15 protein-coding genes and 1 pseudogene are annotated in these 13697 nt (G+C 66.2%); 11 read left to right on the top strand and 5 right to left on the bottom strand.

What is annotated here, in order from left to right; all coding sequences use genetic code 11:
* Positions 1–67: 67 nt before the first annotated feature.
* Together IFR23_RS00535 and IFR23_RS00530 are read right to left on the bottom strand one after the other, a co-directional pair.
* Positions 68–331 (bottom strand): hypothetical protein, encoded by a 264-nt coding sequence (locus IFR23_RS00535; RefSeq protein WP_192974295.1) that lies wholly within the window; start codon positions 329–331, stop codon positions 68–70.
* Between the two features lie 25 nt (positions 332–356).
* On the bottom strand, positions 357–932 hold the full coding sequence (locus IFR23_RS00530; protein WP_197978224.1) for a TetR/AcrR family transcriptional regulator: 576 nt from the start codon (positions 930–932) through the stop codon (positions 357–359).
* Between the two features lie 71 nt (positions 933–1003).
* On the opposite strand from IFR23_RS00530, the gene IFR23_RS00525 reads away from it, so the two are divergent.
* From IFR23_RS00525 to IFR23_RS00480, 10 genes and pseudogenes are all read left to right on the top strand, one after another.
* Positions 1004–1786 carry an SDR family NAD(P)-dependent oxidoreductase gene (locus IFR23_RS00525; RefSeq protein ID WP_192974294.1) on the top strand — a complete coding sequence of 261 codons (783 nt, stop codon included), beginning with the start codon at positions 1004–1006 and terminating at the stop codon, positions 1784–1786.
* 52 nt (positions 1787–1838) lie between these two features.
* Positions 1839–2840, top strand: coding sequence for an NADP-dependent oxidoreductase (locus tag IFR23_RS00520; protein ID WP_192974293.1), 1002 nt, complete (start codon positions 1839–1841; stop codon positions 2838–2840).
* Between the two features lie 28 nt (positions 2841–2868).
* The gene (locus IFR23_RS00515; protein ID WP_192974292.1) at positions 2869–3732 is read left to right on the top strand and encodes an alpha/beta fold hydrolase; all 864 of its coding nucleotides are present in this window, start codon (positions 2869–2871) and stop codon (positions 3730–3732) included.
* A pseudogene (locus IFR23_RS00510) lies at positions 3668–4757 on the top strand (aldo/keto reductase). The gene IFR23_RS00515 and the pseudogene IFR23_RS00510 overlap by 65 nt, the downstream one beginning before the upstream one ends.
* Positions 4758–4800: 43 nt before the next feature.
* Positions 4801–5271: a PaaI family thioesterase gene (locus tag IFR23_RS00505; protein ID WP_192974291.1), complete on the top strand. Its 471-nt coding sequence runs from the start codon at positions 4801–4803 to the stop codon at positions 5269–5271.
* A 348-nt stretch (positions 5272–5619) separates the two neighbouring features.
* Positions 5620–5934: a phosphonate transporter gene (locus IFR23_RS00500; RefSeq protein WP_244655374.1), complete on the top strand. Its 315-nt coding sequence runs from the start codon at positions 5620–5622 to the stop codon at positions 5932–5934.
* Between the two features lie 10 nt (positions 5935–5944).
* Positions 5945–7234 (top strand): sensor domain-containing diguanylate cyclase, encoded by a 1290-nt coding sequence (locus tag IFR23_RS00495; protein WP_192974289.1) that lies wholly within the window; start codon positions 5945–5947, stop codon positions 7232–7234.
* A gap of 2 nt (positions 7235–7236) precedes the next feature.
* On the top strand, positions 7237–8409 hold the full coding sequence (locus tag IFR23_RS00490) for an AMP-binding protein (RefSeq protein ID WP_244655407.1): 1173 nt from the start codon (positions 7237–7239) through the stop codon (positions 8407–8409).
* Positions 8406–9236: an EAL domain-containing protein gene (locus tag IFR23_RS00485; protein ID WP_446740877.1), complete on the top strand. Its 831-nt coding sequence runs from the start codon at positions 8406–8408 to the stop codon at positions 9234–9236. Before IFR23_RS00490 ends, IFR23_RS00485 begins: the two co-directional genes overlap by 4 nt.
* A 192-nt stretch (positions 9237–9428) precedes the next feature.
* Complete coding sequence (locus tag IFR23_RS00480) at positions 9429–10304, top strand: SDR family oxidoreductase (RefSeq protein ID WP_192974287.1); 876 nt, start codon at positions 9429–9431, stop codon at positions 10302–10304.
* Positions 10305–10452: 148 nt separating this feature from the next.
* On the opposite strand, the gene IFR23_RS00475 is transcribed toward IFR23_RS00480, so the two are convergent.
* Together IFR23_RS00475 and IFR23_RS00470 are read right to left on the bottom strand one after the other, a co-directional pair.
* Positions 10453–10710 (bottom strand): hypothetical protein, encoded by a 258-nt coding sequence (locus tag IFR23_RS00475; RefSeq protein WP_107961612.1) that lies wholly within the window; start codon positions 10708–10710, stop codon positions 10453–10455.
* Between the two features lie 6 nt (positions 10711–10716).
* Positions 10717–10914 carry a hypothetical protein gene (locus tag IFR23_RS00470; protein WP_192145383.1) on the bottom strand — a complete coding sequence of 66 codons (198 nt, stop codon included), beginning with the start codon at positions 10912–10914 and terminating at the stop codon, positions 10717–10719.
* 200 nt (positions 10915–11114) lie between these two features.
* Between IFR23_RS00470 and IFR23_RS00465 the strand changes: the two genes are divergently transcribed.
* A complete protein-coding gene (locus IFR23_RS00465) occupies positions 11115–12602 on the top strand; it encodes a deoxyribodipyrimidine photo-lyase (protein WP_192974286.1) in 1488 nt (495 codons plus the stop codon).
* Positions 12603–12760: 158 nt separating this feature from the next.
* Here the strand turns inward: IFR23_RS00465 and IFR23_RS00460 are convergent, their stop codons facing one another.
* Positions 12761–13624, bottom strand: a complete 864-nt coding sequence (locus IFR23_RS00460) for an SDR family oxidoreductase (protein WP_192974285.1) — start codon at positions 13622–13624, stop codon at positions 12761–12763.
* Between the last annotated feature and the right edge of the window lie 73 nt (positions 13625–13697).

Raw genomic sequence — 13697 nt, 5'->3', positions numbered from 1 at the left:
ACGCGGCGGCGCAAAATTGCTTGAAGTTCCATGGGAGCCTCGCTCAGTCCACGACGGCAGCCGACCTCTAAAAATCGTCGTCCATCAAATGGTTGAGGCGCACATTTGCGGATACTTGCGGATCATCCATCGTAGCCGACGCGAGCAAACGCAGCGGTCGAACGGCAAATCCGCGTTGAGGATGACCCCCGTCGGGAAGACAGCCCACCACCGCGCATGACCAGGTTTCGCGCCGACCGTCCGCCCCAAGTCGGTCGATACCGTGGCCGATGCGCAACAAAAATTTACGGACAAATCGATGCGCCAACGCCTCGACGGAGGCGGGCTTCACCGAAATCGATGCCCCGTCTTCGCTTTCAGCCCTCGATCCAGGCGCGTGTCTGCTTCAACACATCGTCGGACAACACGGGATCATCGACGGCGCGTGCGAGGATGACCGCCCCTACCATCGCCGCCCACGTCCCGATCGCCGCGCGTCGCTTCTCCGCGGAGTCCGCTCCCGGCACAGCTTGGGCAAGGCGGTCGATCTGGGAGGACAGCCCCTTCGTCATGGCGGCACGCGCCTCGGGCGATTGATGGCGTAACGGGCTGGCAAAGCCGGCGGTCGGACAGCCGGTCGCGGCGCGATCGCGGTGATGTGGTGATAAATACGCATCGAGATACGCTTTCAGGTCACCACTGACGGCGTCGGACGGGGTCAGCGCATGCGTGACCGTCTGCGCGATCAGATCGTCCTTCGACGCGAAGTGACCATAAAATCCGCCATGCGTCAGACCTGCCGCCTTCATCACCTCCGACACGGTAACGGCGTCGAACCCGCGGTCGCGAAACAGCGTGCTGGCGGCATCGAGGATGCGGGTGCGGTTCGCCGACATCTGCTCGCGACTGACCTTCATGACGAAAAACTCCTGGATCGGCATTGACAGTTTCATGATGCTCATCATATTTAAGCAATCATGATGTCCGTCATGTATATAAGCAGCGACCGAAAGAGAGCAATCCCATGACCCGTCCGACCGTTCTCATCACCGGCGCCTCGACCGGCATCGGCGCGACCTATGCCGATCGTTTCGCCCGTCGCGGCCACGACCTCGTGCTCGTCGCCCGCGACACCGCGCGGCTCGAAGCGCTTGCGGCACAGCTCGCGGCGGAGGCCGGTGTGGCGGTCGATATCCTGACGGCGGACCTGACCCGCGAGGCCGACATCGCCGCGGTCGAGGCACGGTTGCGTGACGACGCGAAGATCGAGATCCTGATCAACAACGCGGGCGCGGGGCTCGGCGGAAGCTTCGTCGATCAGTCCGCGGAGGCCGTCCGCGGCAACGTCGCGCTCAACACGACGGCGGTCGTCCGGCTCGCGCATGCGATCGCGCCGCGTCTGGTGGCGGCGGGCACCGGGTCGATCGTCAACCTGGGCTCGGTCGTCGGGCTCGCACCGGAGTTCGGCATGAGCGTGTACGGCGCGACCAAGGCGTTCGTGCTGTTCCTGTCGCAGGGCCTCGCGCTCGAACTGGGCCCCAAGGGCGTCTACGTCCAGGCCGTGTTGCCGGCCGCAACCGGCACCGAATTATGGGGTCGCGCCGGAATGGTCGGTGCCGATCTGTCGGGAATGATGGACGTCAACGAACTGGTCGATGCGGCGCTGGTCGGCTTCGATCGTCGCGAAGGCGTGACGATCCCGACGCTGCACGAGGGCGAACTCTGGGATGCGTTCGACGACGCGCGCAAGGCGATGGTGCCGCGGTTCGCCCAGCTTCTCCGCGCGGATCGCTACGCCGCCGCCTGATCCGACGCGCTCCACGCCGGGCGCAGTCCCGACGCCTCCAGAGGGAAGCATCATGAAAGCCTATATCCTCGACGCTTACGGCAAGGCCAATCGACTGCGCCTCGGCGACAGGCCTGACCCGGTCGTCGGGCCGGACGACGTGCTGGTCGAGATCCACGCCGCCGCGCTCAACGTGATCGATTCGAAGATCCGCAACGGCGAGTTCAAGCTCATCCTGCCGTACAAGCCACCCTTCGTCCTGGGGGCGGATTTCGCCGGGATCGTCAGGCAGGTCGGTGCCAACGTGACGCGGTTCGCGGTCGGCGATGCGGTCTATGGCAGCCCGCGCCAGGGACGGATCGGCACGTTCGCCGAGCGCATTGCGGTGGATCAGGCCGATGTCGCGCTGAAGCCCGTGAACCTCTCGATGGAGGAGGCCGCGTCGATCCCGCTCGTCGGCCTCACCGCGTGGCAGGTGCTGGTCGAGCGCGCCAAATTGAAGCGCGGACAGAATGTGTTGATCCACGCCGGATCGGGCGGTGTCGGGACATTCGCCATCCAGCTTGCGAAACACCTGGGTCTGCACGTCGCGACGACCGCAGGCACGAGCAACCTCGACCTGGTTCGCGATCTCGGCGCGGACACGGTCATCGACTACAAGACGCAGGATTTCGCCGAGCTGCTGTCCGGCTATGATGTGGCCCTCAACAGCCTCGACGGGAAGACGCTCGCCAAGTCGCTCGATACGCTCAAGCCCGGCGGCAAGCTGATCTCGATCTCGGGGCCGCCCGATCCGGCGTTTGCGCGACAGCAGGGGCTGAACTGGGGGCTGCGTCTGGTGATGCGGCTGCTCAGCGCAGGTATCCGCGCCAAGGCCAGACGCCGCGAAATCAGCTATTCGTTCCTGTTCATGCAGGCGAGCGGCGAGCAGCTGGCGACCATCGCCACGCTGATCGAGGGCGGCGAGATCCGGCCTGTCGTCGACCGCGTCTTCCCCTTCGCCGCATTGAACGATGCGATGGCCTACATCGATACCGGCCGCGCGAAGGGCAAGGTCGTCGTCAGCATCCGCTGATCGCGGTTCCCCCAGCAAGGTAGCTGTCATGTCACAACCCGCTTCGCATATCCGTGCCACGGAAACCTGGATCGAAACGCCGACGCTGACCATCGAGGCGGCGGGAACGACGTTCGCCTATCGTCGGCTTGGCCCGGCGCAGGGTGTCCCGGTCGTCCTGCTCAACCATTGGGTCGCCAATCTCGACGATATCGATCCCCGGATCGTCGATGGTCTGGCGCGGGACCGGCCGGTCTACGCGCTGGATTACCGCGGCGTCGGCAAGTCGGGTGGCGACGCGCCGACGACGATCGCGGCGATGGCCGAGGACATCGTCGCGGTCATCGCCAGCCTCGGGCTCGGCACGATCGACCTGATCGGCGTCTCGCTCGGCGGTTTCGTCGCGCAACAGATCACGCTCACCCGCCCCGACCTGGTCCGCAAGCTGGTGCTCGCGGGTACCGGGCCGGCAGGCGGCACAGGCATCGCGCGGGTCGGCGCGGTCGCGTGGCCGCTCATGATCAAGGGCCTGCTGACGCTGAAGGATCCGAAAACCTATCTCTTCTTCACCTCGACCGCGAACGGTCGGCAGGCGGCGAAGGCGTTCCTGCTTCGGCTGAAGGCGCGCAAGATCGACCGCGATGCGCCGATCACCCCGACGGTGTTCCTGCGCCAGTTGAAGGCGATCACGGCATGGGGGCGCCAGCCCGCGCAGGATCTCGGGAGCATCGCCAAGCCTGTCCTGGTCGCGAACGGCGATCGCGACATCATGGTGCCGAGCGAGAACTCCGCCGACATGGCGCGCCGCATCCCGGGCGCCGAGCTCGTCCTGTACCCCGACGCCGGCCATGGCGGCATCTTCCAGTATCACGAGGACTTCGTGCAGCGCGTGCGTGCGTTTCTGGCTGCCTGAGCCCCCTCCCCCAGTCGTTGCCCTCAAGACTCATCGCCCCTCCAAGAAGGTATTGATCATGGACTACATACCCTTCGGCCGCACTGGCCTGACCGTGTCGCAGATCGCACTCGGGACCGGCAACTTCGGCACCGGCTGGGGCCATGGCGCCGATGCGGCGACCAGCACCGCGATCCTCGACGCCTATGCGGATGCGGGCGGCAATTTCCTCGATACCGCCGACGTCTATCAGTTCGGCCAGTCCGAAGAGATCATCGGCAAGGCGCTGGCGGGGCGGCGCGAGGATTTTCGTGCTCGCCTCGAAATTCAGCAACGGCGCCGCCCCCGATGCCAACCGGCTCGTCACCGGCAACAGCCGCAAGGCGATGATCGCCTCGGTCGAAGCGAGCCTCAAGCGTCTCAAGACCGACCGCATCGACCTGTACTGGGTGCACCATCCCGACGACGTGACCGCGACCGACGAGATCGTCCGCGGCTTCGACGACCTCGCTAGGGCCGGCAAGATCCTCTACGCAGGCCTGTCGAACTTCCCGGCGTGGCGCCTTGCGCAGGCCGCGACGATCGCGGACCTGACCCGCGCGCTGCCGATCGCAGCCGCGCAGTTCGAGCACAGCCTCGTCCACCGCGATCCCGAGGCCGACCTGTTCCCCGCCTCGCGCGCGCTGGGGTTAGGCGTCGTCACCTGGTCGCCGCTCGGCGGCGGCGTGCTGACCGGCAAGTACCGCAAGGGCGAGACCGGCCGCGCCGAAGGGTTCGGCGGCAAGGTCTTCCAGGCGGAGGACACCGCGCAACGTACCGCGATCATCGACACCGTAATCGCGATCGCCGACGAGCTACATGCCAGCCCCGACCAGGTCGCGATCGCCTGGGCCGGAAGCCACGGCGCGGTGCCGATGATCGGGCCCCGGTCGATGGCGCAACTGACCAGCAACCTCGGTGCGCTCGATGTCGTCCTGACCGACGAACAGTCCCGCCGCCTCGACGCGGTCAGCGCGACTTCGCAGGCGCCTGCCCGAGAGGTTTGATTCCACCCCGCCACACCAGCCGCCTCGACCGCAAGGACGCATCATGGATATCATCAAGAACAACGCATCCGGCCTGTCGGGCCTGGAGCAACTCCACGCGATCATCGCCGAGAACACGCCGCCGCCGATCAACGTGACGCTGGGGTTCACCTTGGTCGAGGTCGAAAAAGGCCGCGCGGTGTTCGAAGGGAGCCCGGACCGGAGCGTCTACAACCCGATCGGTTCGGTCCATGGCGGCTATGCGGCGACGCTGCTCGACAGCGCGTGCGGGTGCGCGGTGCATTCCAAACTGACCGCCGAGCAAGGCTACACCACGCTCGAACTGAAGGTCGCCTATCATCGCCCGTTGAACGACATGAGCGGCCCGGTCCGCGCCGAGGGCCGGATCGTCTCGATCGGCCGCCGCACCGCGTTTTCCGAAGCCAGGCTCACCGATCGCAACGGCCGCCTGTGCGCAACGGCAACCTCGACGCTGCTGATCTTCCCGATCGAACGCCCGGCGACGACGGGCTGACGAGCGTCATGTCCGGATGACGCTCCGGAACAGTCATCTGCCCTCCACCCAACGCCCCCGACGTTCGCGGCCTCTTTGAACCCGGCGCTCGTTCGTTGTACCGATGTCCGGTGCAGGTAGCGTCTGCGGGCCGCAACGTATCGCCCACCCCGAAGGGCCGTACGCAGATGCCAAAGTCTCGGTCGCCGGCGCTCGCCGAGCGACCGTCGACGGACTCCGTCGCTCCCGATGCACGATGTTAGGTGATGCTTAACGCAACCGGAGGCATAGCGCCGTTGCAAGGGAGACATGGGTGTGTCGCTAAAAGAAGCCAGTTTTGAAGCGGTTGCGTTGAGCGACCTCGATACGATGAGCGTCGACGAACGCGATGCCCTGCCGTTCGGGGTGGTTGGCTTCGAAACGGATACGATCGTGCAGTCCTATAACGCGACCGAGGCGCGCATGTCGGGACTCGACCCCGCAACGGTCATCGGCGTGCCGTTCTTCGACGCGGTGGCGCAGTGCATGAACAATTTCATGGTCGCCCAGCGGTTCGAGGACGAGCCCGAGATCGACGACATCATACCCTATGTCCTGACGCTGCGGATGCGTCCGACGAGAGTGCGGCTGCGCCTGCTGGCGGCCCCCGGAACGCCGCGCCGCTATATCCTCATCGAACGGTGAGACCGCGATCATGAGCGATATTTCCAGCGAGGAACAGCTTCTCGAATTCCTGTACGCCTGCCCCGTCGGGCTGATCGAATGCGACATCGCGGGCGAGATCGCGCTGATGAACCCGCATGCGATGCAGCACCTGTTGCCGCTCGCCGGCGCGCGCGATCCCGGCAACCTGTTTGCGGCGTTGGAGCAGCACGCCCCTGAGATGCGCAGCATCGTCGCGTCCTATGCGCCGTCCACAGGCCGGATCTGCGACGGGCACCGTATCTTCGTCGATCTCGGATCACGCCGACGCACGGCCCCGCCCAAGGTGCTGGCGTGCACGCTGATGAAACTGGGCCCCGACCGGCTGATGGCGACGCTGTCGGATATCAGCCAGCAGGTGGTCCAGGAGGAGCGGCTGCGCCAGGCGGATACCTGGTTCGCGACGCTGCTGGACGGCGTCAACGACTATGCCGCGCTCACGATCACGCAGAACGGCAGGATCGAATCGGCGGACCCCTGCTTCACCCGCCAGACCGGGCATGACTGCGCAGACGTGCTCGGCCGCGATCTGACCGAGCTGCTGCACACCGAAGCAACCGGGGGCGACCTGAGGCTCGAAGAGCAACTGGTGATCGCGGGACGCGACGGGTGGCATCTGCAGGAAGGATGGCAACAACGCGCGGACGGCGAGCGCTACTGGTGCCAACGGCTGGTCGTCGCGCGCTCCGAGGGCGATGAACGCCGCGCGTCCGGTTTTTCGGTCATCCTGCGTGACGTACCGCGACGCGAGGAAGCCGCGGAGGACGTACGCCGACTGCTGACGTGCGATCACCTGACGGGCGCGGCGAACCGCCGGCACTTCGGCCAGGTAATGGAGCGCGAGCAGGCGCATTGGCGCGAACTGCGGCAGTCGCTTTCGCTGATCGTTCTCGATCTCGATCACTTCAAATCGGTCAACGACACGCATGGCCATCCGGTCGGCGACATCCTGCTCTGTCGGGTGGCGGAGGTCTGTACCGCGCTGCTGCCGCCGCGCGGCATCTTCGCCCGGCTGGGGGGAGAAGAGTTCGGTGCCCTGCTGCCGCGCTACGACAATGATCAGGCGATGACGCTCGCCGAGGAGATGCGCACGGCGATCGCTGCGCTCGAGGTGGAAACGCCGCGCGGGCAGTTGAAGGTAACCGCCAGCCTGGGCTGCGCGTCGCTGGATGAAGCCGACGGTTCGATCGATGCGCTCATCGCGCTGGCCGACAAGCGCCTGTACGTCGCGAAGCAGGCAGGACGAAACCAGGTCTGTCATCACCAAGCCTCCGCCGCGTGACCATGCCGAAATTGCAGCGTGCGGCCGCGCACCGCATCGCGTGCGCCGTCGTAGCCGCCGAAGTGCGCCGCCTGCGCGATACGCCCCATCCCGACGCCGCGAAGGGGGATTGGCCCGACTCGACGCAGATCGGCGACGAAGGACTGGGCCTGGATTCGATCGAGCAGCTTGGTGCGCTGGGGGCGCTGGCCGAAGCGTTCGACCTCGACGACAGTCTGCTGAGCGACGATCCGCCGCGGACGGTGAGCGCGTGGGTCGACTGGATCATGCAGGCACATGCGGAAGACGCCGGGGGAACCGGGCGGATGACGGTCGCCACCTCCGGCTCGACCGGCCGTCCGCGGCCCTGCATCCATGCGATCACCGACCTCCTCGACGAGGCTGCGGTGCTTGCGACACGGTTCGCCGGACGACGCCGGGTGGTCGCGCTGGTGCCGGCGCATCACCTGTACGGGATCATCTGGACCGCGTTGTTGCCCGCAACGCTGGGCGTGCCGGTCGTCGCGCGCTCGATCGGCGCACCACTCGCGTTGGCCGCGGGCGATCTAGTCGTTGCCGTACCCGATCAGTGGCAGGTACTGTTGCGGATGATCCGCCGCTTTCCGGACGACGTCGTCGGCGTCAGTTCGGCGGGGTCGCTCGACGACGATGTCGCGGCGGGACTGGCGGCGGCGGGGCTCGCGCGGCTCGTGGATATCTATGGCTCGTCGGAGACCGGCGGCATCGCGATGCGCGATCTGCCCGCGTCCGCATATGATCTTCTGCCCCGCTGGCGGTTGGCCCCGAACGGTGACGACGACTGGCGCCTCGTGGACCGCGATGGCCGGCTGTGCGACCTGCCGGATCATATCGAGCGTATCGGCGATCGCGCGATCCGGCCGATCGGCCGGCGAGACGGCGCGGTCCAGGTCGCAGGCCACAATGTCTGGCCGGAGCGCGTCGCGCGCGTCCTGCGAACGATCGACGGCGCCGCGGACGTCGCCGTCAGGCTGCACGCGAACGGACGACTGAAGGCGTTCGTCGTTCCCGACAGGGATAGCGATCCCGTGCAGATCTCCGCGCGGATCGAACAGGTCGTCGCCGCGCGCCTGACCGATCCCGAACGTCCCAAGACGTATCGCTTCGGACCGGCCTTGCCGCGCAACGCGATGGGAAAACTGGAAGACTGGACATGATGCACGCACCCATCACCGCGGCCGACACGGCGCGCGCCACACCACTGTCCCTTGCGCAGGCGTGCCGGGGCTGCCGGACGGGCGCGCCGCTCAGGAGCGCGATCACGATGGCGTTCCAGCCGATCGTCGATATCGAAACCGGGTCCGTGTTCGCCTATGAAGCGCTCGTGCGGGGAGCGGACGGCCAATCCGCCGGCGAAGTGCTGTCCAGCATCGAGCCCGACATGATCTACAAGTTCGACCAGGCGTGCCGGGTAAAGGCGATCGAACTGGCCGGCGCACTGTTCGCGCCCGATGGCGATGCGAAACTGTCGATCAATTTCATGCCCAACGCGGTGTACGAGCCGAACGCGTGCATCCGTGCGTCGCTGGCCGCCGCCCGCCGCGTCGGGTTCGACCCCGGACGGCTGATGTTCGAGTTTACCGAGAACGAGCGGATGGTCGACGTCGTCCACGTCCGACATATTATCGAATCCTATCAGGCGCGCGGGTTCACCACCGCGATCGACGACTTCGGCGCGGGCTATGCCGGGCTCGGCCTGCTCGCGGACCTGCGGCCGGACATGCTCAAGCTCGACATGGCGCTGATCCGCGGGATCGACGGCTCGGCAGCCCGTCGGACGATCGTCGCGGGCGTGGTTCGCATGGCCGACGAACTCGGCATCCGCTGTATCGCGGAGGGGATCGAGACCGCGGCGGAACTGCGGGCATTGCGCGAGATCGGTGTCCGCCTTTGCCAGGGATACCTGTTCGCGCGTCCCGCGATCGAAGTCCTGCCCGCGCCCGCATTGCCCTCGGGCACGGTGACCACGGCGGCAAATCGATAGGGCGCCGCGTCGCGCATCAAGCGGTTGGTGCGAGCAACCACCGGCAAGTCACCTGCCCGTCGTACCGACATCGGCCATCCGCGACTTCGATGCACGATGATGCCACGGCTCGATCGCCGAGTGCCGGAAACAAGCGGCACTTAATGGAACGCGGACCGTTCGGTCGATGACCAGAACAGGCAGGATTTTCGGATGACTGACGACCCACGCAACAGCCAGCCGACCAGCTTCCCCGGCGAGCCGCAACAGCCGAGCCCCGGCCTCGTCGCGAACATGAAGACGAAACCCGATCACGGCGAGGACAGCTATGTCGGCAAAGGCCTGTTGAAGGGCAAGGTCGCGCTCATCACCGGTGGAGACTCGGGCATCGGCAAGGCGGTTGCGATCGCCTATGCGCGGGAGGGTGCGGATGTCGCGATCTCCTACCTCGCGGTCGAGCAGGCCGACGCCGAAGATACGCGTGCCTGGGTCGAGAAAGCGGGGCAGCGCTGCGTTCTGTTGCCGGGCGACATAAGCGACCGAGGCCACTGCGTCGCTCTGGTCGAGCGTACCGTCGCGGAGCTTGGTGGGCTCGACATTCTGGTCAACAACGCCGCGGCGCAGACCATGAACGAGGATCTCGACAGCATCGACGACGAAGAGATGGAGCGCGCGTTCGCCACCAACGTGTTCGCTATGATCCGTCTGTCTAAGGCCGCTGCGCCGCATATGAAGCCGGGGTCCGCCATCGTGAACACCACCAGCGAACAGGCCAAGGTCGCGACCAAGAGCATGATCGTCTACGCGGCGACCAAAGGTGCGATCTCCAGCATGACGGTCGGGCTGTCCAACCTGCTCGTCGCGAAGGGGATACGCGTCAATGCGGTCGCGCCCGGCCCGATCTGGACACCGATCCAGCCGATCGCAAAATCGCCGGAAGAACTGGAGACGCTAGGCCAGGATACGCCCTTGGGCCGCGCCGGACAGCCTGCCGAGCTCGCCCCCGCCTATGTCCTGCTTGCTTCGTCGGAGGGAAGTTACATGACCGGCGCGGTGATCGCGGTGACCGGCGGCGTGCCGATCAACTGACCGAAGAACAGGCGGTCGGGCACGTACGTGACCACCGCGTCCATTCATCGGATGCAGGGCCAGACCCGAAGCGCTGCAGCCTGCGCGCTGTTTCCAAAATCCGGAGACGTGAGTGCCTTGAGACAGGGATCGGTAGCTGGACCGTGGATCACAGTCCCAGCTTCGTCAGGGCCAATGCGATCTCGGCCTCGGCTTCGGGGGCATTCTTCCGGCTCATCCGGTTCAGCGCGGTCTGCAACCGTGCCTGCGCCACCTGCAACGTCTTGTGCCGCACCTCCCGGGTAGCGTTGGTCCGCCACGAGGAGCTTTCACCGAGCAAGGCCGCCCATTTGGCCTCCTCCGCTGCCAGGATCGATAAAGCGAGCCGAAGGCCGTCGCGCTGGCCATGCGCGTAATCGTCAACCACGAACGGTCACAGCTTCAGGTCGCGCCGAGTCATTTCAGCCTGTGCGATATCCCACAACGGTGTCGGCGCGGTGCTTTTGAAGATATCCGCGAGATCGAGCAGATCATCGTCGACAAGCGCCGAGACCGACGCCTGTATCTCAGCAAGCCGCGCAGAAGCCCGGTCTCCCGTTGCGACGCGACGCTTCGTTCGTAGGTTCAGCATCGGCAATCGATAGCAGCATCGCACGTCGCACGACAGGGACCGCAAAACAGCGCGCGCACGCCGTCCGGACCGACTTCCGGACAAGAGCATGGCTACGGCTTGCTGCCGTCGAAGGCGCCCCGATTTCGACGGTGGCGCCCCGGACACTACGGTCGATACATGCTGCGGGATCGCGAGGGCATGCCGATGGTTGGGGCGCTATGACATCGTCCCTCCCCAACGCGTTGGCCACCTGGTCCGAAGCCCCCCGCGTTCGTTCCCTGAACGCGTGCAGCGTCCGGACCGACGGCTGCTACGTCCTGTGCTGGCTTCAGCAAGCGCTGCGCGCACGCGACAATCCCGTGATCGACGCGGCGATCTGCCTCGCCAACGACCTCGGCCTGCCCGTGCTCGTCTATCACGGGCTACGCGAGGATTATCCGTACGCCTCGGATCGTCTCCACCGCTTCATCCTGGGGGCAAGCCGCGACCTCGCACGCGAATGCCGGCAGCGCGGGTTGGCGTGTGTCCAGCACGTCGAACAGGCGGATGCCCGTGAAAAAGGACTGGTCTACCGCCTCGCCGCCGACAGCGCGGCCGTGATCGTCGAGGACCAGCCGACCTTCGTCGCGCGCTGGCAGTCGGAACGGTTCGCAGCGCGCACCGATCGCGCCGTACTCGCCGTCAATGCGGCCTGCCTGGTACCGCCCGCCGTGCTTGGCGACGACATCGGCTCGACCACCGGATTTCGGCGGCGGCATCAGCCCCTGCGCGGAGACTGGAGCGCTATGGACGATCTTCATCCGGCAGCAGCGGCGTATGACGGGCCCCTGCCCTTTGCCTCGGATCGGCTCGAAGATCGTACCGATGCGGATATTGATCATCTGATCGGGAACGCGGCGATCGATCACTCGCTGACGCTGAGCCCGCTGTTCCCCCTCGGCCGCGACGGCGCGCTTTCGATGCTCGAGCGGCTGATGGACAACGTGTTGCCGAGCTATGCGGCGGTTCGCAACGATGCGACCCGCCCCGAAGGCGCCAGCATGTTGTCGCCGTATCTGCATTTCGGCGTGATCGGGCCGCGCGAGATCATGGCCACGGTCGAGGCGGCGGCTGCCCCCGTCAATGCCAAGGAGAAGTTTGCCGACGAGCTGCTGACGTGGCGCGAATGGTTCCACTATCAGGCACGCGCCTTGCCCGCGCCCGAGCAGTACGAGCGGATTTCGGGATGGGCACGCGAAACGCTCGAGGCACATTCATCGGACGAACGGCCGGACCTCGAAACGCTCGAAGCGCTACTGCGCGGCGAGACGCGCGACGAAACCTGGAACGCCTGCCAGCGCCAGTTCCTGATCGATGGATGGATGCACAACAATCTCCGCATGTACTGGGGCAAGCGGATCATCGCGATGACGCCCGACCCCAAAACGGCGTGGGCTACCGCCTGTTACCTCAACGACCGACTGAGCCTCGATGGCCGTGATCCCTCGACCTATGGCAACATCGCCGCATCCTTTGGCGGCGGGTCGCCTGGCAGCGACGGACCCGCGATCTACGGCAAGGTGCCGACGCGCTCCGACGGGTCGACCCGCCGCCGTCCTGGGGGGCCCGAGTGGATCGAAGCGGCAGCCACGCGCGCAAGGCCCGAGCCGGGCGCTGCACCACGACTACCCGTCGAATTGTATCTGTCGGATCAGCCAGCCACCTGACTGCGGTCCGGCAGGTGCGCGGCATCGACGTATCGGGTGCGTTTCCAAGTCCGGCTTCGATCACGCCCTTGGAAGTCGCCGCGGGAACGACGGTCGTCGACGTTCCCGCGCGCGTTCCAGCCGGGGGCGATCCGGCCGGCGCTTTTTCACTACGATTGTCAGTCTTGGCTGCCCTTCACCGCGGCGGCGAGCGTCGTCCGCCACGGCGTCGTCGGGCGGCCTATCAGCGTGCTGAGCGCACGACCGTCGTCGAACAGCGAGCCTTGCGCCGCCTTCGCATCGCTTTCCGCGAGCATATCGGCGATCGGTGCCGGGAGGCCGGCGCCTTCCAGAACTCCACGATAGTCGTCCTGCGGCAAATCCTTGTAGATCACCGCCCGCCCGGCGATGTCACCGATCGCGGCAGCGAAATCGGTGAGCGTGTAGGCATCGTCTCCGGCAAGTTCGAAGATCCGCGTCTCGACCGAGCCGTCGACCAGGACCGCAGCAGCGGCATCGGCATAGTCCTCGCGGCTCGCGCTCGAGACCCGACCATCGCCCGCGCTACCGATCAGCGCACCATGTTCGATCGCAGGCGCCACGGACATGACGTAGTTCTCGGTGTACCATCCGTTGCGCAGGAACGCGTGCGGCAGGCCGCTGGCGGCGATCGCGGCCTCGGTAGCGCGGTGCTCGATCGCCAGGTTCATCGGATTGGCGTCCGCATGAAGGATGCTGGTGTACGCGATATAGCCGACGCCTGCCGTCGCGGCGGCTGCGATCACCGCACCGTGCTGTGCCTCGCGCGATCCGACTTCGCTCGACGAGATCAGCAGCAGGCGATCGACCCCGGCGAGCGCGGGGACGAGCGTGGCGGGCGCATCATAGTCGAACGCACGCACGACGACGCCCCGTGCCGCGAGATCGGCCAGCTTGGACGGATTTCGCACCAGCGCAATCACCTCGGACGGCGCGACCGTCCGGAGAAGCGCATCGATTACCAAGCGGCCAAGCTGACCGGAAGCTCCCGTTATGGCGTACATAAGGCGTTCTCCTATTTTGCAGTGTTGATGCCCGCCACGTAAGCGAGTAACTTACGCAAGAGAAGTACGCACA

This window comes from Sphingomonas sp. CFBP 13603 (assembly GCF_014892665.1).
Lineage (GTDB): Bacteria > Pseudomonadota > Alphaproteobacteria > Sphingomonadales > Sphingomonadaceae > Sphingomonas.
Note: the sequence above shows the minus strand (reverse complement) of the source record. Positions and strands in the feature narration are given on the sequence as shown.

Bases quoted from the DNA above. Each gene is read 5' to 3' on its own strand.
- IFR23_RS00530 (WP_197978224.1), bottom strand. From the start codon at position 932: ATGAAACTGTCAATGCCGATCCAGGAGTTTTTCGTCATGAAGGTCAGT.
- IFR23_RS00525 (WP_192974294.1), top strand. From the start codon at position 1,004: ATGACCCGTCCGACCGTTCTCATCACCGGCGCCTCGACCGGCATCGGC.
- IFR23_RS00520 (WP_192974293.1), top strand. From the start codon at position 1,839: ATGAAAGCCTATATCCTCGACGCTTACGGCAAGGCCAATCGACTGCGC.
- IFR23_RS00515 (WP_192974292.1), top strand. From the start codon at position 2,869: ATGTCACAACCCGCTTCGCATATCCGTGCCACGGAAACCTGGATCGAA.
- IFR23_RS00505 (WP_192974291.1), top strand. From the start codon at position 4,801: ATGGATATCATCAAGAACAACGCATCCGGCCTGTCGGGCCTGGAGCAA.
- IFR23_RS00500 (WP_244655374.1), top strand. From the start codon at position 5,620: ATGAGCGTCGACGAACGCGATGCCCTGCCGTTCGGGGTGGTTGGCTTC.
- IFR23_RS00495 (WP_192974289.1), top strand. From the start codon at position 5,945: ATGAGCGATATTTCCAGCGAGGAACAGCTTCTCGAATTCCTGTACGCC.
- IFR23_RS00490 (WP_244655407.1), top strand. From the start codon at position 7,237: ATGCCGAAATTGCAGCGTGCGGCCGCGCACCGCATCGCGTGCGCCGTC.
- IFR23_RS00485 (WP_446740877.1), top strand. From the start codon at position 8,406: ATGATGCACGCACCCATCACCGCGGCCGACACGGCGCGCGCCACACCA.
- IFR23_RS00480 (WP_192974287.1), top strand. From the start codon at position 9,429: ATGACTGACGACCCACGCAACAGCCAGCCGACCAGCTTCCCCGGCGAG.
- IFR23_RS00470 (WP_192145383.1), bottom strand. From the start codon at position 10,914: ATGCTGAACCTACGAACGAAGCGTCGCGTCGCAACGGGAGACCGGGCT.
- IFR23_RS00465 (WP_192974286.1), top strand. From the start codon at position 11,115: ATGACATCGTCCCTCCCCAACGCGTTGGCCACCTGGTCCGAAGCCCCC.
- IFR23_RS00460 (WP_192974285.1), bottom strand. From the start codon at position 13,624: ATGTACGCCATAACGGGAGCTTCCGGTCAGCTTGGCCGCTTGGTAATC.